The organism is Ensifer sp. ENS09, from assembly GCF_014852425.1.
Classification (GTDB): Bacteria; Pseudomonadota; Alphaproteobacteria; order Rhizobiales; family Rhizobiaceae; genus Ensifer.
In genome coordinates this window covers 119483-140987 of sequence record NZ_JACVBP010000007.1, presented here as the reverse complement: position 1 = coordinate 140987, position 21505 = coordinate 119483, and the positions used below count along the sequence as shown (strand labels likewise).

The 21505-nt window shown below is 63.9% G+C and carries 24 protein-coding genes; 12 read left to right on the top strand and 12 right to left on the bottom strand.

The window, feature by feature from the left end:
- Positions 1 to 136 precede the first annotated feature (136 nt).
- A complete protein-coding gene (locus IB267_RS29505) occupies positions 137 to 640 on the bottom strand; it encodes a hypothetical protein (RefSeq protein WP_192450992.1) in 504 nt (167 codons plus the stop codon).
- A gap of 243 nt (positions 641 to 883) precedes the next feature.
- On the opposite strand from IB267_RS29505, the gene IB267_RS29500 reads away from it, so the two are divergent.
- Together IB267_RS29500 and IB267_RS33830 are read left to right on the top strand one after the other, a co-directional pair.
- The gene (locus IB267_RS29500) at positions 884 to 1045 is read left to right on the top strand and encodes a hypothetical protein (RefSeq protein ID WP_192450991.1); all 162 of its coding nucleotides are present in this window, start codon (positions 884 to 886) and stop codon (positions 1043 to 1045) included.
- Between the two features lie 162 nt (positions 1046 to 1207).
- Complete coding sequence (locus tag IB267_RS33830; protein ID WP_192450990.1) at positions 1208 to 1297, top strand: twin-arginine translocase TatA/TatE family subunit; 90 nt, start codon at positions 1208 to 1210, stop codon at positions 1295 to 1297.
- A gap of 158 nt (positions 1298 to 1455) precedes the next feature.
- Here IB267_RS33830 and IB267_RS29490 read toward each other — a convergent pair whose 3' ends face one another.
- Entirely contained in the window at positions 1456 to 2766 is a 1311-nt protein-coding gene (locus tag IB267_RS29490) for an amidase (RefSeq protein ID WP_371742662.1), read from the bottom strand.
- A gap of 259 nt (positions 2767 to 3025) precedes the next feature.
- Here IB267_RS29490 and IB267_RS29485 point away from each other — a divergent pair, with 259 nt between their 5' ends.
- The 3 genes from IB267_RS29485 (at position 3026) to IB267_RS29475 (ending at position 7330) form a co-directional block, all read left to right on the top strand.
- The gene (locus tag IB267_RS29485; protein WP_192450989.1) at positions 3026 to 4588 is read left to right on the top strand and encodes an alkaline phosphatase; all 1563 of its coding nucleotides are present in this window, start codon (positions 3026 to 3028) and stop codon (positions 4586 to 4588) included.
- A 201-nt stretch (positions 4589 to 4789) separates the two neighbouring features.
- On the top strand, positions 4790 to 6616 hold the full coding sequence (gene typA / locus IB267_RS29480; protein ID WP_192450988.1) for a translational GTPase TypA: 1827 nt from the start codon (positions 4790 to 4792) through the stop codon (positions 6614 to 6616).
- 207 nt (positions 6617 to 6823) lie between these two features.
- Entirely contained in the window at positions 6824 to 7330 is a 507-nt protein-coding gene (locus IB267_RS29475; RefSeq protein WP_034802619.1) for a GNAT family N-acetyltransferase, read from the top strand.
- 33 nt (positions 7331 to 7363) lie between these two features.
- Here IB267_RS29475 and IB267_RS29470 read toward each other — a convergent pair whose 3' ends face one another.
- A complete protein-coding gene (locus tag IB267_RS29470) occupies positions 7364 to 7963 on the bottom strand; it encodes a hypothetical protein (RefSeq protein WP_192450987.1) in 600 nt (199 codons plus the stop codon).
- A gap of 160 nt (positions 7964 to 8123) precedes the next feature.
- On the opposite strand from IB267_RS29470, the gene ppa reads away from it, so the two are divergent.
- Positions 8124 to 8657, top strand: coding sequence for an inorganic diphosphatase (gene ppa / locus IB267_RS29465; RefSeq protein WP_043619957.1), 534 nt, complete (start codon positions 8124 to 8126; stop codon positions 8655 to 8657).
- A 3-nt stretch (positions 8658 to 8660) separates the two neighbouring features.
- On the opposite strand, the gene IB267_RS29460 is transcribed toward ppa, so the two are convergent.
- Together IB267_RS29460 and IB267_RS29455 are read right to left on the bottom strand one after the other, a co-directional pair.
- Positions 8661 to 8978: a DUF167 domain-containing protein gene (locus tag IB267_RS29460; protein WP_192450986.1), complete on the bottom strand. Its 318-nt coding sequence runs from the start codon at positions 8976 to 8978 to the stop codon at positions 8661 to 8663.
- Between the two features lie 2 nt (positions 8979 to 8980).
- Positions 8981 to 9274: a YggT family protein gene (locus IB267_RS29455; protein WP_139108271.1), complete on the bottom strand. Its 294-nt coding sequence runs from the start codon at positions 9272 to 9274 to the stop codon at positions 8981 to 8983.
- Between the two features lie 235 nt (positions 9275 to 9509).
- Between IB267_RS29455 and IB267_RS29450 the strand changes: the two genes are divergently transcribed.
- Positions 9510 to 10751 (top strand): MFS transporter, encoded by a 1242-nt coding sequence (locus IB267_RS29450; RefSeq protein ID WP_192450985.1) that lies wholly within the window; start codon positions 9510 to 9512, stop codon positions 10749 to 10751.
- Between the two features lie 24 nt (positions 10752 to 10775).
- On the opposite strand, the gene IB267_RS29445 is transcribed toward IB267_RS29450, so the two are convergent.
- The 6 genes from IB267_RS29445 to hemC all read right to left on the bottom strand — a co-directional run bounded on the left by IB267_RS29445 (position 10776) and on the right by hemC (position 16697).
- A complete protein-coding gene (locus IB267_RS29445) occupies positions 10776 to 11507 on the bottom strand; it encodes a glutamine amidotransferase (RefSeq protein ID WP_371742661.1) in 732 nt (243 codons plus the stop codon).
- Between the two features lies 1 nt (position 11508).
- Positions 11509 to 11991 (bottom strand): TerB family tellurite resistance protein, encoded by a 483-nt coding sequence (locus IB267_RS29440; RefSeq protein WP_034802604.1) that lies wholly within the window; start codon positions 11989 to 11991, stop codon positions 11509 to 11511.
- A gap of 26 nt (positions 11992 to 12017) precedes the next feature.
- Positions 12018 to 13652 carry a heme biosynthesis protein HemY gene (locus IB267_RS29435; RefSeq protein ID WP_192450984.1) on the bottom strand — a complete coding sequence of 545 codons (1635 nt, stop codon included), beginning with the start codon at positions 13650 to 13652 and terminating at the stop codon, positions 12018 to 12020.
- Between the two features lie 11 nt (positions 13653 to 13663).
- Positions 13664 to 14947: a COG4223 family protein gene (locus tag IB267_RS29430; protein WP_192450983.1), complete on the bottom strand. Its 1284-nt coding sequence runs from the start codon at positions 14945 to 14947 to the stop codon at positions 13664 to 13666.
- Between the two features lie 102 nt (positions 14948 to 15049).
- On the bottom strand, positions 15050 to 15763 hold the full coding sequence (locus tag IB267_RS29425) for a uroporphyrinogen-III synthase (protein WP_192450982.1): 714 nt from the start codon (positions 15761 to 15763) through the stop codon (positions 15050 to 15052).
- 4 nt (positions 15764 to 15767) lie between these two features.
- The gene (gene hemC, locus IB267_RS29420; RefSeq protein ID WP_192450981.1) at positions 15768 to 16697 is read right to left on the bottom strand and encodes a hydroxymethylbilane synthase; all 930 of its coding nucleotides are present in this window, start codon (positions 16695 to 16697) and stop codon (positions 15768 to 15770) included.
- A gap of 74 nt (positions 16698 to 16771) precedes the next feature.
- On the opposite strand from hemC, the gene tsaD reads away from it, so the two are divergent.
- From tsaD to IB267_RS29395, 5 genes are read left to right on the top strand one after another with little or no spacing between them, the layout of a single operon-like run.
- Positions 16772 to 17866, top strand: coding sequence for a tRNA (adenosine(37)-N6)-threonylcarbamoyltransferase complex transferase subunit TsaD (gene tsaD, locus IB267_RS29415; protein WP_192450980.1), 1095 nt, complete (start codon positions 16772 to 16774; stop codon positions 17864 to 17866).
- A 26-nt stretch (positions 17867 to 17892) separates the two neighbouring features.
- Entirely contained in the window at positions 17893 to 18894 is a 1002-nt protein-coding gene (locus IB267_RS29410) for an NAD(P)H-dependent glycerol-3-phosphate dehydrogenase (RefSeq protein WP_192450979.1), read from the top strand.
- A 55-nt stretch (positions 18895 to 18949) separates the two neighbouring features.
- On the top strand, positions 18950 to 19243 hold the full coding sequence (locus IB267_RS29405) for a YciI-like protein (protein ID WP_034802587.1): 294 nt from the start codon (positions 18950 to 18952) through the stop codon (positions 19241 to 19243).
- Positions 19244 to 19250: 7 nt separating this feature from the next.
- Positions 19251 to 19682 (top strand): EVE domain-containing protein, encoded by a 432-nt coding sequence (locus tag IB267_RS29400; RefSeq protein ID WP_192450978.1) that lies wholly within the window; start codon positions 19251 to 19253, stop codon positions 19680 to 19682.
- Positions 19683 to 19730: 48 nt separating this feature from the next.
- Positions 19731 to 20390: a methyltransferase gene (locus tag IB267_RS29395; protein ID WP_192450977.1), complete on the top strand. Its 660-nt coding sequence runs from the start codon at positions 19731 to 19733 to the stop codon at positions 20388 to 20390.
- 77 nt (positions 20391 to 20467) lie between these two features.
- Here IB267_RS29395 and IB267_RS29390 read toward each other — a convergent pair whose 3' ends face one another.
- Positions 20468 to 21295, bottom strand: a complete 828-nt coding sequence (locus IB267_RS29390) for a hypothetical protein (RefSeq protein WP_192450976.1) — start codon at positions 21293 to 21295, stop codon at positions 20468 to 20470.
- Positions 21296 to 21505 lie beyond the last annotated feature (210 nt).

Genomic DNA, 21505 nt, shown 5'->3' with positions numbered 1-21505 from the left:
TCGTGCTTTCAAGGATCTGCTCAGGTTTAAGTTGCAATTTTCTTTTGCTGAACGCGCGCAACGGTCGCGGCGCCGGCAATGCGGGTTGCAGCGGCGGAGAAATGGGGCGTCGAAAGCGGACGATTGACCTGTAGGTTCATTCCGCCGCGTTGTTGCGCAGCCAGGTTTCCAGCGCGGCAATCACCGAGAGCCGCAGGCTCGCGCCCTTCGACAGGGCGCGGGTGAGGGACAGGTCGTCGCCGGCAAATCCCATCTCGGCCATGATGTCGTTCGCCCGCATCCGGCGGCGGTTCATGATCGTGCGGATTTCGGCGATCGTTTCGGGCAGCAGGTAACGACCGCTCGCAATCGCGGGGGGCGCTGCAAGCGGTGGATCGATTTGAGCGCGCGGAGCAAACCCGTCCGCGGCGCCGTTGCTGCTCAGCCAATTGAGGAACGTTTCACGCTCGGCCGGGCTTGCCTTGGTCCAGGAATTCTTGAGCTTGTCGAGGCGCGTGCGCTCGTCCTTGAGCCCTGCCGCGATAAGCGCCTTGCGCAGCGACGGGATGCGCCCGGCGATGAGATCCGCATGGATATCAGGGAAATCGAGCTTCAGGCGCTGCACGTCCGCGGTTTCGTCGCTCTTGGTTTTCTTCGACATGCTCATTCCCGCGCCGTTCGTCCGCGACATGCTCTAGCGTGCTCGGCCGCCCGGCGCGAGCGAAATAGGTCGCTATCCTCTATCCTTTGTCGGCCGACCTCGTTAGGGAACGCAGGGAGAGTAACGCGACGTTGCGTGCAGAATGCCCTTTGTCGGACATCATGCATCCAGCTTTACGCAAGTCCCTTCGCCTATCGTCACCGCAATGGCCGGGATGTGACACGGCGAATAAAGGACAATGATATGTCAAACGATATCGAGCATTACCGCGATCCATCCGATTCGATGGTTGCCCTCTATCTCGCGAACAATGACGGCGACGAACTGACCGACGTGCTGGTCGCCGCCCTTGAAGATGCCTTCCGCATCCTGAGCGACGAGATCTCCGGCGAAACGATGCATTGAAGCAGGGCGCGTCTCCCCGGGGAGCTACCCCTCCGGGCTGATCCACCGTCGGTTGCGAATCGGCGAGGAAACATCCTATCTTCGCCCGGTTCTAACCGGCGACGTGTCGACCTTTTCGAGAGAGCTCGGAATGCGCGTCGCTAGCGCAAGGGGTGGAGGCGCATGATGACAATTTCTATCTGGCATTGGGTGGTGATTTTGCTGGTCATCGGTGTGCCCGTCTGGCTGATCCTTCGCGCCCTGAAGCGTTGACGCTATGCGCCCGCAGGCGGGCGCGCGGCGGCAGAGGACAAGGCTTTGCGGATCCTGTTTGGACGGCCCAATCGTCGCTCCGGCACCCTTGTCCGTAACGACTGCCGCCCCGGCCTGCTTGCAGGCCGACCGGCCGTGGCATGACCAGCGGCTGCCGCTCAGTTTTCCTGCAGCAACGCTTCGGCCGAAAGAGCGACGGATAGGACGGTCGCATCGGTTCCGTTTCTCCCCACCAGCATCAGTCCAGCCGGACGCACGAGGCCCGGCATCGGCACGGTAATGGCGGTGAGATCGAACTGGTTGGCGACCTGGCAGTTGCGCAGCAGCAGACTTTCCACGCGGTCGTACTCTTTGGCGTCGTTGTCGACGCTGGCAATCGACACGGCGGCAATCGGCGTCGTCGGCAGTGCGATGAGGTCATAGGGCGAAAGCCGCTCGTCCATGGCGAGGGTGAGCGCATGCCGGGTTTGCAGCAGGTCCGAGATCGCCGCGTCGGCCACCAAGATGCGACGGCGAAGCGAGACTTTGACCCTGTCGTCGACGCGGGCGGTCTCGTCGCCCAGCCAGTCCGCATGGACGCGGCTTGCCTCCAGGCCCGCAATCGAGCCGATGCGTGTCGCTTCGCCGAGTTTCTCGATCAAGTCGTCGATCGTGCAGTCGACAATCTCAGCACCCGCTTTCTCCAACCGGTCGAGGCTTGCGGCGAAGGCATCGGCGACTTCGGGGGAGAGGTCTTCAAACAACCTGCCGCGGGGGATGCCGATCCGTAGGCCCGCAATCGAACGGCCGACGGGCGGTTTTGGTTGCTCGCCGGCCATCACGGCGTCAGCTGCAACGCAATCGGCAACGGTCCGGGCGAGCGGTCCGAGCGAATCCAGAACCGGCGAGAGCGGAAAGCCACCATCGAGCGGAATGCGGTTCGCCGTCGGCTTGAAGCCGACGATGCCGTTCAGCGCCGCAGGGATGCGGATGGAGCCGCCGGTGTCGGAGCCGATGGCGATGTCGCAGGTGCCTTCGGCCGCCGAGACGCCGGCGCCAGAGGATGAGCCACCGGGGATCAGGCTTTCGTCGGTGGCGTTGCCGGGCACGGGGTAGTGCGGATTGAGCCCGACCGCCGTGAAGGCGAACTCTGTCATATGCGTCTTGCCGATAATCACGGCGCCGGCAGCACGCAGCCGCTGGACAACGAGCGCGTCTTCTTGGGCCGGCGGCGCGCCGCGGCGAATGATGGAGCCGGCAAGCGTCGGTTCGCCGGCGACATCCAAGAGATCCTTGATCGAGATGATCTTGCCGTCGAGCGGCCCAAGGCTATCCCCCGCCTGCCGGCGCCGGTCGGCCGCGTCGGCCTCGCGGCGCGCGCTTTCCTCGTAGAGACGGACGAAAGCCTTTTCCGCGTGCCGGCGATCGTTGAGCCGGCTCAGGATCTGTTCCAGGCGGTCGCGGACGGAGACGTTGGCGGCGTGGGGCACGATAATCACCTGTCGAATAGGGGGCCGCCATCGGCGGCAGGGGCGGGGTCGTTGCCTGGGTTCACCGAGGTCAACGACGGTCACCTTGATAGCAGCATTGTTGGCGATTGCCATCGTGCCATTGTCGCCGCGGCCGGCGCCGACCTTCACCGAACTGTCGCCAAACCGTTCAAATAGTTTCATGGCCCTGTTACGTCGCTGACACCCAGATGACCAAAGGTCCGGCACGCACGATGGCGCTGCCGAATCGGAGGTCTGTTTGGCCGATATCCTCAAGACGCTTTCAAGGCGTTCTTTCCTGCTTTCCGCCGGTGCCGCGGGCTTCGTGGCCTCATCCGGTCTCGCGACACCTTTTTATGCGCGCGGCTACGGGCGGCCGGAATTCATTCATGGCGTGCAATCGGGCGATGTCGACACATCCTCCGGCATGATCTGGACGCGAGTGGATCGTCCGTCGAAGGTGTCGGTCGAATATTCGACCACCGAGAGCTTCTCCAATTCCTTTCGCCTTGCCGATCTGACCGCGACGCCGCAGACGGACTGTGCGGTCAAGTGCTCGCTCGATGGGTTGCTGCCGGACCAGGACATCTTCTATCGCTTCACCGCCACGGATCTCTACGACGTGAACCACGTCTCCGAGCCGGTCACCGGCCGATTCCGTACGGCCCCCTTGCGCAAGCGCTCGATCCGCTTCGTCTGGTCTGGCGATACCGCCGGGCAGGGCTGGGGCATCGACGATGTCGGCATGAAGACCTATGCGACGATGCGCCAGCACGAGCCGGACTTCTTCATTCACTCCGGCGATACGATCTATGCCGACAACCCGATTCCCGACGAGATCAAGCTTCGCGACGGCGGCATCTGGAAGAACAGGGTGGTGACGCACGAGAAACGTGACGTGGCGCGCACGCTCGAAGAATATCGCGGGCAATGGAAATACAATCTGCTCGACGAGCATGTGCGGCAACTCAACGCCGTGTGCCCCACTTTCTATCAATGGGACGACCACGAGGTGCTGAACAACTGGTCGGCCTCGACCGACCTGCGCGACGACGCGCGCTATCCGGAAAAGGATGTTGCCGTCTATGCGGAGCGGGCGGCGCGGGCGTTCAATGAGATGACGCCGATCCGCAACGTCGCGACGCAGCCCGGCCGCATCTTCCGCAAGATCGCCTATGGCCCCATGCTCGACGTGTTTTTCGTCGACCTCAGATCCTATCGTGGCGCCAACCAGGAAGACGGCGGCGGCGCGCTGTTCGGCTGGCGACAGGTCGACTGGCTAAAGCGCGAGTTGGCTGCCTCGCGGGCCACCTGGAAAGTGATCGCCTGCGACATGCCGATCGGTCTCGTCGTCTGGGACGATTACACCAACCGGCGCGGTTCGGACGCGATCGCCAATGGCGATAATGGCGCGCCTCAAGGGCGCGAGCGCGAGTTTGCCGATCTTCTGCGCTTCATCCGCGACAACGGCATCGACAATCTCGTCTGGCTGACGGCGGACGTGCACTACACCGCCGCGCATCACTACGATCCGGGTCGCGCCGCCTTCAAGGATTTCACGCCGTTTTGGGAGTTCGTGTCCGGGCCGCTGCATTCCGGCACCTACGGGCCGAAGGAGCTCGACATGACCTTCGGGCCGGAGGTCCGCTTCATCAAGGCGTCCGGCGGCGGCATCGACAGCAACCTGCCGCCATCGGCCGGCCTGCAGTTCTTCGGCATCGTCGATATCAACGGCCAGACGCAGCAAATGACGGTGCGGCTGATGGACCGGCAGGACCAGGAACTCTGGCGCGTGACGCTCGATCCGGCCGCAATTGCATGAGGAATTCGGTTGCGGCCAACAGCTTTCCAAACGGCGTTCGCGAGACCCCTGGCGAGTGCAAACCCATGGCCTACCGGCATTTGACCACGACGCTCATGCGTGCGCCCCCCTTTCGCAATCGCAAAAAAACCTGTATGAGCGCGACCATTGAAAAAGCGGCGTGGCCCATCGGGGCTTGCCCTGAACCTTCCGAGACGAAAAATGAGCATTCGTAACATCGCGATTATCGCGCACGTCGACCATGGGAAAACGACCCTTGTTGACGAGCTCCTGAAGCAGTCGGGCTCGTTCCGCGAAAACCAGCGCGTTGCCGAACGCGTCATGGACTCCAACGACATCGAAAAAGAACGCGGCATCACCATTCTCGCCAAGGCGACCTCGGTCGAGTGGAAGGGAACGCGCATCAACATCGTCGACACCCCCGGCCACGCCGACTTCGGCGGTGAAGTCGAGCGCATCCTGTCGATGGTGGATGGCGCCATCGTTCTCGTCGACGCTTCCGAAGGCCCGATGCCGCAGACGAAGTTCGTCGTCGGCAAGGCCTTGAAGGTCGGTCTGAAGCCGATCGTCGCCATCAACAAGATCGACCGCCCGGATGGTCGCCACGAAGAAGTCATCAACGAAGTCTTCGACCTCTTCGCCAACCTCGACGCTTCCGACGAGCAGCTCGACTTCCCGATCCTCTACGGTTCGGGCCGCGATGGCTGGATGAACGTCAACCCGGAAGGTCCGAAGGACCAGGGCATGGCGCCGTTGCTCGACCTGGTGCTCAAGCACGTGCCGGAGCCGACGGTTGCCGAAGGCCCGTTCCGCATGATCGGCACGATCCTTGAGGCCAACCCCTTCCTCGGCCGTATCATCACCGGCCGCGTTCACTCGGGCTCGGTCAAGCCGAACCAGGCCGTCAAGGTGCTCGGCCAGGATGGCAAGCTGCTCGAAAGCGGCCGTATCTCGAAGATCCTCGCCTTCCGCGGCATCGAGCGCCAGCCGATCGAAGAAGCGCAGGCAGGCGACATCGTCGCGATCGCCGGCCTTACCAAGGGCACCGTCGCCGACACCTTCTGCGACCCGAGTGTTGCCGAAGCGCTGACCGCCCAGCCGATCGACCCGCCGACCGTCACCATGTCCTTCATCGTCAACGACTCGCCGCTTGCCGGCACCGAAGGCGACAAGGTCACGAGCCGCGTCATCCGCGATCGCCTGTTCAAGGAAGCCGAAGGCAACGTTGCGCTGAAGATCGAAGAATCCTCGGAAAAGGACTCCTTCTTCGTATCGGGCCGCGGCGAACTGCAGCTTGCGGTTCTGATCGAAACCATGCGCCGCGAAGGCTTCGAACTTGCCGTTTCGCGTCCGCGCGTGGTCATGCACAAGGATGACAACGGCCAGCTGCTCGAGCCGATCGAAGAAGTGGTCATCGACGTCGACGAAGAGCATTCGGGCGTCGTCGTTCAGAAGATGTCCGAGCGCAAGGCCGAGATGGTCGAACTGCGTCCTTCGGGCGGCAATCGCGTTCGCCTGGTGTTCTTCGCTCCGACCCGCGGCCTCATCGGCTACCAGTCGGAACTTCTGACCGACACCCGCGGCACGGCGATCATGAACCGCCTGTTCCACGCCTATCAGCCCTACAAGGGTGAGATCGGTGGTCGCGTCAACGGCGTTCTCTTGTCGAATGACGCCGGTGAATCGGTTGCCTACGCGATGTTCAACCTGGAAGACCGCGGCCCGATGATCATCGACGCCGGCGAGAAGGTCTATGCCGGCATGATCATCGGCATCCACACCCGCGACAACGACCTCGAAGTGAACGTTCTCAAGGGCAAGAAGCTCACCAACATGCGCGCCGCCGGCAAGGACGAAGCTGTTCGCCTGACGCCGCCGATCCGCATGACGCTCGAGCGCGCGCTCTCCTGGATCCAGGACGACGAGCTTGTCGAAGTGACGCCGAAGTCGATCCGCCTGCGCAAGTTGCATCTCGACCCGAACGATCGCAAGCGCTTCGAAAAGGCCCGCACGGCCGGCGCTGCCTGATCGATCCTGATCGATCCCATGACTTTCAGAAAACCCCGGAGCGATCCGGGGTTTTTTGCTGTGTGTGCCACCGATGGGCGACTTGCGGATAAAGTTAAAAAGGCGTTAACCTTCCATTGGGTGCCGTTAAAGTTGCCTGTGGGTTAACGCAGGCCGGCAACCGGGCGGGATTCCTGTTCGCCTTGTGTGTGTTTAGAGTCGCGAGTCATGAAGACTGTTTCGATAGAGATTCGGCCCGGGGAGCCGCAGGAAGCGTCGGCAATTGCCGATGTGCACCGCGTTTCGTGGCTGCAGACCTATGGTGGTCTCATCCCCCATCGTCCGCTCGTTCAGATGGTCAATCGCCGCGACGAGACTTGGTGGCGCAAGGCGACCCGTGGGCCTGCGACGCTGCTCGTCGTTGACGTGGCCGGAACCATCGCCGGCTATGCAACGCTCGGCCTCAGCCGCGCCAAGGCGCTGCCGCAGGAAGGCGAGATCTACGAGATCTACCTTCGGCCGGAATACCAGGGCATCGGCCTCGGGCGTATCCTCTTCGGCGAGGCCAAGAGCCTGCTGCGTTCGCTCGGCTGCCGTGGCCTCGTCGTCTGGTGCCTCGAGGACAGTGAGCATGCCTACCAGTTCTTCCAGGGTGCCGGCGGTACCGACATCGCCGAAGGCATGGAAGATTTCGGCGACAAACACCTGAAGAAGGTCGGCTTCGCCTGGAACTAGGCGCGATGCCTTCGCAACACTGAAATCAAAGACTTATTCAGGCAATTGGTTGTTGGGGGCGGCCGCCTTGTCGCCCCGCGTGCCGTGATAGGCGGGCTTGTCGATGCCGCAGCGGAAGGTCGGTGCCACCTCGTCGGCGATCTTGCGGGCGAGCGCATTCGGATCGGGATTGGCAAGCGCATCGACATAGGCGGCGACGCAGCCCTTGCCGTCATCCTTCTCGGCCACCTTGGAGATGACGAGCACCTGCCCTTGAAGTGCGGGAACCGAAGCGCCGGACGCGTCGGTGTTCTCGATGAACCAGCGCAGGATCGTCGCGACGGCCTTGCCATCCTTGGCAATCCGCCACTCCACGGTCGTGCCGGCGTGGTTGAACGGAATGAAACTCTCGAAAGCATCGTCGGCATAGCGTTGGTTCAGGTGACCGAACGAGACGCTCTGGCGGATGTCGGCCTCCTTGAAGCGAACGGGGTAGTCCGCATGACCGGGGCAGGTCATCAGCGCGTACATGCCCTCTTCTTCGGCGATCGTCTTGCACGTGTCGCGGCTTAAGTCGGTATAGACGCTCTCATTGGCCAAGACGGGGCCGGCGGACAAAAGCACCAGCGCCAGGCATGCAACCCTTCCGTTCATACGAAACTCCCTCAAACGCGATTGGCAGACCCTTGGCGGTCGATCGACGGGCGCGAAACGAACGGTTGAATCTGCGCTACGGACGAAAGTTATGTTGCATCGCGGCATGTTTCCCTTTATCCGACGGGCAAACTTCTCAAACCGACCCTGGAGTAGATCCATGCGCATCGACGCGATTTCCATCGGAAAGAATCCACCAGAAGATGTCAACGTGATCGTTGAAGTTCCCGTCGGCGGCCATCCGATCAAGTACGAGATGGACAAGGAAGCCGGCACGCTGGTTGTCGACCGCTTCCTCTACACGCCGATGACCTATCCGGGCAACTACGGCTTCGTGCCGCACACGCTCTCGGACGATGGCGACCCGATCGACGTTCTGATCTGCAACACCCGTCCGCTGGTTCCCGGCTGCGTCATCAACGTCCGCCCGATCGGCGTGATGATGATGGAAGACAACTCCGGCAAGGACGAAAAGATCATCGCCGTTCCGTCGGCTCATCTGACCCAGCGCTACGACAAGGTGCATGAATACACCGACCTGCCCGAAATCACGCTGAAGCAGATCGAGCACTTCTTCGAGCACTACAAGGATCTGGAGCCCGGCAAGTGGGTGAAGATCTTCGGCTGGAAGGACGCTTCCGTCGCCAAGCAGCTGATCGCGGAAGCGGTTGAGCGCGCCAAGGGCGCCAAGTAAGCCTTACCTGCCGGACAGTTCGGCAAGACGCCTTATCAAATCCTCCGGGTCGCCCTCGATCCGGAGGATTTTTTTGCGCTGTGTTTCGCCTGAGATGAGGGAGAGCTTGCTCTTGGCGAGCCCGAGCTTCTTGGCGAGAAAGGCAAGCAGGGCCTGGTTGGCCTTGCCCTTCTCCGGAACCGCGCTGACGCGAACCTTCAGGTGTTCGTCTCCGTCGGCAGCCGCTTCCACGCCATCAATGGCATCGCGGCCGCCATTCGGCGTCAGGCGCACCGTCAGGCGAATGTGATCGCCGTGCGCGGTGAGGGCCTTGCTGACCATGGTTAGCCAAGCAGGGCCGGCGCGATCGTGGTGTTGAGGAAGAGCTGGATGAAATAGAGGATCACCAGCACGACCAGCGGCGACAGGTCAACGCCGCCCATGTCGGGAAGCACGCGGCGGATCGGGCGATAGAGCGGCTCGGTCAGCTGGTAGAGCGAGCGGCCGATCATGTTGATCGCCTGGTTGTTCACGTTGATGACGTTGAACGCGTAGAGCCAGGAAAAGATGGCCGACGCGATGACCAGAAACCACGCGATGTTGATGATGAAGTTCAAAGTGCCGATGACAGCAAGCATGCCGGTCTCCAAATCGTTATTGACAGACATGTAGACATTGAGACCTAAACGGGCAAGTACGCCGGTTTATCGGGCGCGATCATGTTTAACATGAGGCCGTTCGACAGTCGGTGTCAGTAAAGCGCGGTGTGATCTTTCGGACCCGCCGCTTGCGCTTTAGGTTCTGAGTTGTCGCATGTCGTTCTCGCAAAGCCGCTACACACTCTCGCGCGACGTGCTTTAGGAGCGTCTCCCCATGTCCGCCGTTCATGCCTCGCATCGTTTTGCCGCCTTTCGGCATGTCGGCTATCGCCGCTATTTCTTTTCCCGCTTCCTCGCTTACTTCGCGATCCAGATCATCTCTGTCGCCGTCGGGTGGCAGATCTATGATCTGACGCGCGATCCTTTCGATCTCGGCCTGATCGGTCTCTTCCAGTTTTTGCCGTCGCTGGTGTTGATCCTCGTCACCGGATCCGTGGCGGACCGCTACAACCGGCGCATGATCATGGGTGTCTGCATGGTCGTCAGCACGCTTTGCGCGGCGGCGCTGCTCGCGCTCACGGTCACCGGGCTGTTTTCGCCCTGGCCGGTCTATGCGGTTCTCGTGGTCTTCGGCATCGAGCGCGCGTTCCTCGCGCCGGCGTCGCAATCGCTGGCGCCCAATCTCGTGCCGCCCGAGGACCTACCCAATGCGATCGCCTGGAACTCCACCTCCTGGCAGACCGCGATGATCGTCGGCCCCGTGGCGGGCGGCCTGATCTATGCGCTGGGCGCGGTCTATCCCTATGCGATCGGCTTCTGCTTCTTCCTCGCCTCCGCATTCATGGTCTTTGCCATTCCGAAGCCGGCAACGCGCACCGCGCCCTCGGCGCAAAGCTGGCAGACGATCACGGCAGGCTTTCGCTACATCAAGGCGGAGAAGGTGGTGCTCGGCGCCATATCGCTCGACCTCTTTGCGGTGCTGCTCGGCGGCGCTGTGGCGCTGATGCCGGTCTTTGCCCGCGATATCCTCGACCTCGGCCCCTGGGGGCTCGGTCTCCTGCGTGCTGCCCCTGGTATCGGCGCCGTCGCCATGGCCGTCTGGCTTGCCGCCCATCCGATCCGTCACCGCGCCGGCTTTTACATGTTCTTAGGGGTAGCGCTGTTCGGTCTCGGCACGGTCGTCTTCGGTCTTTCGGCAACGCCCTGGATCTCGATCGGAGCGCTTGTCGTGATGGGCGCTGCCGACATGGTCTCGGTCTATGTGCGCGAGACGCTGATCACGCTCTGGACGCCGGACGAGCTGCGCGGCCGGGTCAACGCCGTCAATATGGTCTTCATCGGCGCGTCGAACGAACTGGGTGAGTTCCGCGCCGGCATGATGGCGTCCGGTTTCGGCGGGGTCTTTGCCGTCGTCTTCGGCGGCATGGGCACGCTGCTCGTCTCAGGGCTTTGGGCGCTCGGCTTCCCGCAACTGCGCAAGATCGACACGCTCGACGTGCCTGATCACCACAAGTAGACGGTGGGGCGGGGGGGGGGCGCGTTACGCGCTTTGCGCCCTTCGTTCATTGCTTAGGAAGATCAATTCCAGGAAGTTTTCCATCCAGGTGCGCAGCGGCCCGTCGTGCTGCATGCGGCCGTCGAGATGGGCCTTGCCCACCTGGGCGCCGGGCATCTCGAAGCGGTGCGCGCCGTGCACCACCCAGCGATGCATCATGGCGCGGGTAAGCTCGCCGTGGAACTGGATGCCCCAGGCATTGTCGCCATAGCGGAAGGCCTGGTTGGGATAGGTGTCGCCGGTTGCGAGCAGTTCGGCGCCGGAGGGCAGGTCGAAGCCTTCGCGATGGAAATGGTAGACCATGGCCGGCCAGTCCATCAGCGCCTTTCCGGCTTCGGTCGCAACCAGCGGATACCAGCCGATTTCGGTCATGCCCTCGTGATGCGGCGCCACGGATCCGCCGAGGTTGCGCGCCAGCATCTGCGCGCCGAGGCAGATGCCGAGATAGGGCTTGTTTTCCTTGAGCGGCACGGAAAGCCAGTCGATCTCACGGCGGACGAACTCTTCCTCGTCATTGGCGCTCATCGGACCGCCGAACACGATCGTGCCGCTATGCCGTTCCAGCGTTTCCGGCAGATCGTCGCCAAGCGCCGGGCGACGGATGTCGAGCCTGAAACCCTTCTGTTCGAGTATCTGGCCGACGCGGCCGGCGCTCGATCGCTCCTGATGCAGGATGATCAGGACGGGCTTTCGGGCGCTGTCGTCGGGCATCGGCATTTCAGTTATCCTGTTGTGACTCGGCTTTCTCGACCGTGTCGCTTCTGGCTGCCGCCTCCTGGCGCTGCAGCACCCGGTCGCGACCGGAGACCCCGAGCAGATCGGCAATACGCCAGATCACGTGATCTTCCATCTCGCTGCGCTCGCCATCGGCATAGACAACGTCCCAGAGCATGCCGACGAGTTCGACGCGTTGCTCCTCGGAGAGGTGGCGCTTGAGCTCGGCGGTGAATTGATAGAAGTCGATCGCCTCGCTCTCGGCAGTCTCGCCGGCTTCGATCAAGGCGGAGAGCGAGGCATCGTCGAGCTTGTAGTGCTCCTTGATGACCTTGCGCATCTTGCGCCGTTCGGACGCGAGGATCCGGCCGTCGGCCTCCATCACCTGGAAACAGAGAGCGATGACCGCCACGCGCGGATCGCCATGCTCTATGCGCTTCGCCGGGCCGGTCAGGCCATCGAGAAACGTCCGTAAGCGTTCAAACATGTATTTTGCCACAGCCCCTTGAGAACTCAGAACAATCGGAAAGTCGTCTTTTCCGGCGCCTTCTCGCCAGCGGCCGGATCGCGCACGCCGGGGTCATCCGGCGGGCGGCCGAAGAAGGGATCGGGCCTGTGCTCGCCATTCGCACCCTCTTCCTTTTCCGCCTTGACCGGAGGCTTGTCGGCGATCGGCTCCGGCGCCTTGCGCTCGGCGACCTTGATCGGACGCGGCTCCTCGCGCTCGGCCTCCAGGATCACGGGTGCCTCGCTGCGCCGGGCTGCGGGTGCGGGCTCGTGCACATGCGCCTCCACCACGGCGGGCAGGCTGCGGATCGCCTCGTCGGCGTTCGACTGGTCGTGGTCGACCGTGGCCGAAAGCGTATGCGGTGGCGCCTTCCATTCGAAGGCGTCGAGACGGCCACTGACCGGCGAGACGGGCAGCCAGGTCGGCGAGGTCACGCCATCGGCGGTCCAGGCGGGATCGCGCGGGCTCTTCAGCGCCTGCGCCATCCAGTGACGGATGCGCCCCTCGTCGCCGGTGTCGGCCTCTTCGATGTCGGCAAGCAACAGGAAGATGCTCTCGGTCGGGTCGAGCCGGGCGGCGGCTTCCGCCTTGGTGCGGGCCAGAAGCAGCTCGCGCGCTTCGTGTGCTGCCTCGGCGACGGCGGCCATCGCCACGGCATTGTTGGGCTTCAAGGCTTCGAGCTTGCGTGCCCGTTTCAACCGGTCGACGGCAGTGTCGCCGCCGCGGGCGCGCACGTAGAGCCGTGCCACGTCCGGATGCGGCTCGTGCTTCCAGTTCTTTTCGAGGATCGCGGTGCCCTTGCGCAGGTTGTCCTCGCGAAACAGCGCCTTGGCGGCCGTCAGCGCCGCCGGCACCAGATGTTCGTCGAGCTTCAGCGCGGCAAGCGCGTCGTCGCGCGCCGCCTTGACATCGCCGTCGAGCTTGCTGATCGCCCGGGCAGTCAAAAGGACGGCCTTCTTGCGGTCGGCTTCCTTGCGGTCGACCACATGGGCGATACGGCTCTGGTCGAGCAGGCGCAACGCATCGTCCCACTGTCCCGCCTGGCTCTGGCTGTCGAGGGTCGCAAGGGCTGCCCAGGGCAGGTGCGGCGACTTTTCGGCGGCCCGCTCGGCATATTGCCGGGCGGCCTCATGGGCGCCGAGCCGCTTGGCCTCGAGATAGAGGCCGCGAAGTCCGAGTTCACGCGTCTCCGGATCGTCGGCCATCAGCTCGAACTTGCGGCGGGCATCGTCGTACTTGCCTTCGATCAGCGCGGTCTGGGCTTCGAGCAGGTGGATCAGCGGTTCCTGGTCGGCGCTGATCAGGCCGCGGGTGCGGGCAGTCATCTTGCGGGCAAGATTGGCGTCACCGGCGCCGGCGGCGATCAGGCCGGTCGATAGTGCCTGGTAGCCGCGGTCGCGCTTGCGGGCTCGGAAATAGCGGGTGACCGTGTGCGGCGAGAGCCAGATGGTGCGCACCAGCCAGACGACGATCAGCACCGCGGCAATCAGCGAGATCAGCAGCGATGCGGCGCGCATCAGGCTCATCTCGATCAGCTGGCCCTGCCAGACGACCGAGAGTTCACCCGGCCGGTCGGCGAGCCAGGCGAAGCCGAGGCCGAGACCAAGCACGATCAGGATGAAAATCAGAATGCGGATCATATCTGGTTCCCTCAGCCTTCCGTGCCTGGTTTAGCCATCGTCGCAGCGACGGCGGCATCGATCGCGGCTTCGACCCGCAGACGCTGGTCGAGCTTGGCCTTGTAGGCCTCGCCCACAGGCTTGGCCGCGTCCGGCAGCCCATCCCATTCCAAAGCGGCGCCCTTGAGATCGCCATTGTTCAGCTTGTCCTCGATCCGGGCGATGACGGCTTCGGGCGTTTCGCCCTCGACGCTGCCGACGGGACGCACGCGGATGCCGGACATGGCGCTGGACACTAGCCGGTCGAAGATGCCCTCGTTCGGATCGGGCTGGTTGAGAGCGTCGAGCATGGAGTCGGCGGTTTTCGGGAATTCGCGGCGCAGATCCGTGCGGGTCGGCACGCCGACCTGGGCATCCTGGGCGAGCGCCGCGACGGCCTGTTCGTCCGGCGCGATGCTGCGCAGCGCGTCGAGTTCGGCGAGGAAGGGCCCGCCGCGATCGATCGCCGACTTCAGTGCGGTGACCGCAACGGCCTTCGCCATCTGGATATCGTTGACCGGCTCGTTGAGCTTCTGCTCGGCGGTCTCGATGCGGCTCGTCAGTTCCGCCTTCTCGGCGGTTGCTGCCTGCTGCGCGTCGGCGAGCGCCGTCTTCAGGCCGGCGAGTTCCTTGGTGAGATTATCGACCTCCGCCTTCAGCGTCTCGACCGCGGCGCTGGGTGCGCCGTTTGTGGTCGGCTGGGAGGCGGACTGCTCGAGCGCGGCGATACGACCTTCGAGCGCGGTGTTGTCGACGACGGCTGCGGGCGTGGGCAGCGCCGCGATCTGGTCGCGCAGGGCCTGCAGCTCGCCGGAAATGTTCTGCTCGACGCCGCGGGTCGGCCCGAGCCCGGGGACGATGCCGGCATATTGCAGGCCGCCAAAGCCAAGCAGCGTCACGAGACCGCCGACGATGCCGGCGGCAAGCGCTCCAGAATTGGAGACCGGTTTAGGCCGTGGCGTCGGTTCCGGGTCACGCGTCACGACGTGCGGCGGCTCTTCGGCAAAGGCGGCCGCAGCCGCGTCGGCGGCAGCATCGGCGCGCTGCTCCTCGATTTCTTCGTCCAGGCGGGATCCGGCGGCGCTGTTGTCGCTGCTGTCCGTTACCGGTTCATCCGTCTCGGTCTTGTTCGATGCGCTTTCGGTCGCAGTGTCTGCCAGCGTCTCGCCGGTTGCTTCCGGGCCGGCCGGTTCCGCAACGGTTTTCTCCGCTTCGAGGTCGATCGTCAGCGGTTCCTTCTCGGACTTCGAGCGGCGCGGCGGGTTTTCCGATACCATGGTGACCTCTTACCGTTGGTGCCTGTCGGCTCTTCCTTCAAACCTAGTCAGCCGGAACGGTGAGGGAAAGCCCCTCCATTCCGTTTTTGGATGAATTCGATGTTAGAGAAGACTGAAAAGGCTGTCTTCATCGGGCTTTGCGGCAGTCTCCGCCACGACGTTACCCGGCAGCGCCTCGGCCACCACGGGGCTGAGGCAGAGGTAGCGCGGCGCAAAGGAAGCGGCATCGACACCGGCTTCGCAAAGCAGGCGAACGAACTGTCGCGCGGTCTCCCGCGAGTATAAAAGCACGGTGTCAGGACGGTTGCTTCGCCGCAGATCTTCGATCGCGGCGCGCGGATGGGCGATCGGCTCCATCCGGTAGCACTCGACCGTCCGGTGCTCGATGCCGTCTTGCCTCAGGCCCATTTCCAGCCCTTCGGAGCGCGGCGTTCCTGCCAGGTAGAGCAGGGGAAGCGGTGGCAGCGTGTCGATGGTCGCGCCGATCAGTTCCGCCAGGGACTGGCCGGTTCCCTCCGCTATGCGCAGATCGGTGAAACCGAGCCCGGCTGCCGCCTGCGCCGTCGCAGCGCCGACGCAGAAGCACGGGGTCGCCAGATGTTGTGACAGGTCTGCGCCGGACGAGACGAGCACCCGGACGGCTTCGGCGCTGGTGAGTATGATCGCCGCATGCGGCGCTGCAAGCGCGGTGATGGCGGTGGCAGCAAGATGGGTTGCCTGCATCAAGGGCAGCAGGATCGGCTGGTGGCCGGCGGCCTCCAGCCGGCGTACCGTCGCCTCGGCGGCCGGAAGCGGCCGGGTGACGAGCACGCGCATGGCTTTAGGTCCAGCTTGCAAAGAAGCCGGGGCCGGCCTTGGTGCGGATCTCTTCGCCCGCCTTTTGCCCAAGCGCTTCGGCGTCGGTGGCCTTGCCCTCGATGGTGACGCGATGATGGGTCTGTCCGTCCGGCGTGAGGATCATGCCGGAGAAGCTCAGGTGGCTGCCGTCCGAGGTGGCGAGGCCGGCGATCGGCGTGCGGCAGGAGCCGTCGAGCGTCGCAAGGAAGCCACGCTCGCAGGCGACGGCCTCATGGGTGCGGGCATCGTCGATGGCTGCGAGCAGGTCGTTGATGCGGCTGTCGCCGATGCGGCTCTCGATGCAGATCGCGCCTTGCGCCGGAGCCGGCGGGAATTGCTCGGGGTCGAGCAGTTCGGTCGGAACGTCGGTCATGCCGAGCCGCTTGAGGCCCGCATAGGCAAGCAACGTCGCGTCGACCTGGCCCTCTGCGAGTTTCCGCAGCCGCGTCTCCACCTGGCCGCGATAGGTGATGACATTGATATCCGGACGCAGCCGGCGGATCAGCGCCTGCCGTCGCAGCGACGAGGAGCCGACGGTCACGCCCTGAGGCAGCTCCATCAGTTTTTTTGCCGTCCCGCCGATGAAGGCATCGCGAATGTCCTCACGCGGCAGGAAGGCGGAAAGACAGAGCCCGTCAGGCAGTTTCGTCGGCATGTCCTTGGACGAATGCACGGCGAAATCGAGTTCGCCCGACAGCAATTGCTGCTCGATCTCTTCGGTGAACAGACCCTTGCCGCCGATCTCGGCGAGCGAGCGGTCGGTGATCCGGTCGCCCTTGGTCGAGAGGATGACGACCTCGAACATTTCCGGCGAAAGACCATGCGCCGCAGCGAGGCGATCGCGCGTTTCATGGGCTTGAGCGAGCGCCAGCGGGCTGCCGCGCGTGCCGATCCGGAAAGGTTTCGTTTGCATCAAAGGCTATCCATTGTTACCGGAGTTCCGTGTACCCACCTTTCGGTGCGACCGCAATCTTTGAGTAAACCCTGATGTCTCCGCCCCTGCGCATCCTCGGCATAGAAACAAGCTGCGACGAAACCGCCGCTTCCGTCATTTTGCGCGATTCCGACGGCAAGGGCCATATCCTCGGCGACGTGGTCTTAAGCCAGCTGGAAGAGCACAGCGCCTATGGCGGCGTGGTTCCGGAGATCGCGGCGCGCGCCCATGTGGAGGCGCTCGATACGCTGATCGAGGAAGCGCTGCTCAGGGCCGGCGTTACCCTTTCCGATATCGACGCCATTGCTGCGACAAGTGGTCCCGGTCTGATCGGCGGCCTGATCGTCGGGCTGATGACCGGCAAGGCAATCGCGCGGGCAACCGGCAAGCCGCTCTATGCCGTCAACCATCTCGAGGGCCATGCGCTGACGGCGCGGCTGACCGATGGGCTCTCCTTCCCCTATCTGATGCTGCTCGTCTCCGGCGGCCATACGCAGCTGATCCTCGTCAAAGGTGTCGGCGACTACGAACGCTGGGGCACGACGATCGACGATGCACTCGGCGAGGCCTTCGACAAGACGGCCAAGCTGCTCGGCCTTCCCTACCCGGGTGGTCCGGCGGTGGAGCGGGCAGCGCTTGCGGGCGATCCGCAGCGTTTCGATTTTCCGCGCCCGCTCGTTGGCGATGCCAGGCTCGACTTCTCCTTCTCGGGATTGAAGACGGCAGTGCGCCAGGCGGCGCAATCGCTGGAGCCGGTCACGGAGCAGGACATCGCCGATATCTGCGCCTCCTTCCAGCGGGCGATCTCGCGCACGCTCAAGGATCGCGTCGGTCGCGGCCTGAAGCGCTTCAAGGCGGAACATGGCGGTGTTGCGCACCCGGCACTGGTGGTGGCCGGCGGCGTTGCCGCCAACCAGGTGCTGCGGGCGACACTGCAGGAACTCTGTGGCAAGAACGGCTTCGAGTTCATCGCGCCGCCGCTTTCTCTCTGCACCGACAATGCGGCGATGATCGCCTGGGCCGGTGCCGAACGGCTGGCGGCAGGCATGGCAGCCGACGGCCTTGATGTCGCGCCGCGCTCGCGCTGGCCGCTCGACGCCCAGGCGCAGGCGCTGCTCGGTTCCGGCAAACGCGGCGCCAAGGCGTGACAAGATTTAGAGCATACGGATAGAGCATGAACGACATTTCCAAGAACGGGCCGAAGATCGTCGTGGTCGGCGCTGGCGCCTTTGGCACCGCGCTCGCCGCGGTTGCCGCCTCGGCTGAAGGCAGCAACGTGACGCTGCTGGCCCGTCGTCCGGAGATTGCCGAAGCCTGCCGCGACACCGGCCGCAATGAGGATGCGCTGCCGGGTATCGATCTGCCGGCGGCGCTGAAGCATACGGCCGATGTCTCCGTGCTCGCGGACGCCGAAGTCGTGCTCTTCGTCATGCCGTCGCAGGCACACCGGGATGCGGCACGGCAGTATGGCCCTCAGATCAACGCTGCAGCCACGATCGTCACCTGTGCCAAGGGCATGGAGCAGGCGACCGGCCGCTTGCTGACAGACGTTCTGGCGGAGGAATTACCCGGCCGTTCGATCGGCGTGCTCTCGGGGCCCGGTTTTGCCGCCGATATCGCCAAAGGACTGCCGACCGCCATGGTGATCGCAGCGGCCGATGCTGCGACCGCGACGATGCTGGCCGAGGTGCTCTCGGGCCCGACATTCCGACTCTACCCCTCGGAGGATCGCATCGGCGTGCAGCTCGGCGGCGCGCTCAAAAACGTGCTGGCGATCGCCTGTGGCATCGTCGAGGGCGCGGGCCTTGGCGATAGCGCTCGTGCGGCGCTGATTTCGCGTGGCCTTGCCGAGATGTCGCGCTTCATTGCTGCCGAGGGCGGCGAGGCCGATACGGTGCGTGGTCTCTCCGGCCTTGGCGATCTCGTGTTGACGGCGACCAGCCATCAGTCGCGCAACCTGCGTTTCGGCATTGCGCTCGGCAAGGATGGCCGGGCCAGCGGACGCAAGGGCGAACTGGTCGAAGGCGCATTCGCCGCATCGGTCGCCGCCCGCGTCGCCCATGATCTTGGCGTCGAAATGCCGATCACCGAAGCGGTGGCGGCGATCATCGACGGCAAGCTCGATGTCCGCACCGCGCTCGAACAGTTGATGACCCGCCCGATCACCCAGGAATGAAGGGAGCGGCGGTCTTCCGCCCGCACCCGCGCCAACGAAAACTCTAGGAGGAAGCATGCTCTTCGCACTTCATTGCACCGACAAGCCGGGCGCGCTGCAGCTTCGGCTCGACACGCGTCCCGATCACGTCGCCTATCTCAACGATCTGAATGCCAAGGGTATCCTGAAAATGGCCGGCCCCTTCCTCGGCGACGACGGCAAGCCGACCGGCAGCCTGGTGCTTGTCAAGGCCGAGACGATCGACGAGGCGCGGGCGATCGCCGAAGCCGATCCCTATGCCAAGGCCGGGCTCTTTTCCAATGTCGAGATCAAGGCCTTCAACTGGGTCTTCAACAATCCGGAGGCTTGAGACCAAGATGGCGCATTGGCTCTACAAATCCGAACCGTTCAAGTGGTCCTGGCAGATGCAGAAGGATGCGGGCGCCAAGGGTACCGAATGGACTGGCGTGCGCAACTATCAGGCGCGCAACAACATGCGGGCGATGCAGATCGGCGACAAAGGCTTCTTCTACCACTCGAATGAGGGGCTGGAGATCGTCGGCATCTCCGAGGTCTGCGCGCTGTCGCATCCGGATTCGACCGCCGAGGGCGACGCCCGCTGGGACTGCGTCGATATCCGCGCCGTGATGGACATGCCGCGGCCGGTGACGCTGAAGGAGATCAAGGACAATCCGAAGCTCGCCAAGATGTCGCTCGTCACCTCCATGCGCCTGTCGGTGCAGCCGGTGACCGAGGACGAGTGGATCGAGGTCTGCCGCATGGGCGGGCTCGACAATCCGCCGCGCTAGTCCTGTTTTCCGCCTGTCCGGGACGCTCGGGCAGGCGCGGAGAGTTTCGTGAAGACCGATCCGGAAAGCTTCATCCTCGAAAACACCGATGTGCTCACGCCGCCGCATGTGCCGGAGATCCGCCTGCACCTGGCGACGGAAGCGCATGAACTCTGGCTGAAGACCGAGGAAGAGTTGCAGGAGATCGGCCTGCCGCCGCCGTTCTGGGCCTTTGCCTGGGCCGGCGGGCAGGGGCTCGCCCGCTACATCCTCGATCATCCCGAGGTCGTGCGCGGCCGCCGTGTGGTCGACTTTGCCTCCGGTTCGGGGCTGGTGGCGATCGCGGCGATGAAGGCGGGCGCAGCATCGGTGCTCGCCGCCGATATCGACCCCTGGGCGGAAACGGCCGTCCGGCTCAATGCCGCACTCAACGACGTCACGCTTTCCTATACCGGCGACGATATCACCGGCCGCGACCTTGAAGCCGAAGTCTATCTCGCCGGAGACGTCTTCTACGACAAGGCATTTGCCGACCGGTTGAAACCCTGGTTCTCGGGACTTGCCGCAGGCGGCGCCTCCGTGATCGTCGGCGATCCCGGACGTTCCTACTGTCCGCGCGAAATGATGACGACGCTTGCCACGTACGAGGTTCCCGTCACCCGAGCGCTGGAGGACAGCGAGGTCAAGCGCACCACCGTCTGGCGCTTCGGCACAGCCGCACACGATTAATCGTGCCCGCATCTCCGACGATACACCCGATCATCGAAGCCGTTGACCTGCCAGCCTGACGGGGCCTGTCGTCGCGACTACCGGCGGATGACGCAGACGCCGTGTTCGTAGGTGCAGGAGCTGTTCATCGTCTGTGGCGTGACGTCGATGATCTTGCCGCGTCTCGCCTCGGGCTGAGGCGCAAAGTCTGCCTCATCCGCATAGCCGTAGTCGCCTTCCTGGCTGAAATAGATGCCGTTGCCGACGTCGACATAGGCCGAAATGCCGCCGACATAGGTGCCGATACCAGGAATGACGTCCGGATATTCGTCTCCGCCATAATAGTTCGGGCGATAATCGCGGCCCTGGTTGTTCGATGTCCAGATCTCCCGTCCGGCCTGATCGCGCATCCATCCGCCGCCATTGCCCCAACGCTCCGGATAGGCCCGATATTGCGGCAAGGGGACATGGCGGGTGCGGGTCGAGACCTGCGGCGGCACGTCATAGATGCCAGGGCGACCGTCGTGCCTGCGGGCGTCGGACGTCCAGTAGTCGCGGCCGGCTCCGTCGCGCACCCATCCGCCTCCGCCACGCTGCTCCGACCGTCCCGCGTAAGCGCCGGGGTAGGGGCGGTAGCGCGGCAGGCGAACGTGCCGGGTGCGCGTGTTCAGTTCCGGCGGCCCACCGTTGGACGCCCAGTCGCTGCGCGGTCCGCGATGGCGGTCCCGGTCGTTGCGATAACCGGTGCGGTCGAAATCGTGACGAGGATAGGGACGATCGGCGTTCAGCCTGACATGGCGCGTTCGCGTCTGCACCTCCGGCAGTCCGCCCCGGTCTCGGGCTTCCATCGGAATGCAGCTGGTGGCGATGACCAGGCCGGCAATCGCTAGCACTTTGGTCGCATGGATTGCCCTGAACAGAATCATTCTGCCCGCCCTCCGGGTGACGCTTAACAAATCGTTAAGAGCACTCTGGGCCACATCGGCGGGAAAGTCACGGAATTGCTTGGCTTTTTGTCGCTATCGTTAACGCGCGCCCATGTCTCCGGCTGGCAGGAAAATGGCGCAATTCGTCTAATCGATTAAATTGATTTTGCACCGCAAACACACTTGTCGTTAAGCTTTATGGTGATTAAA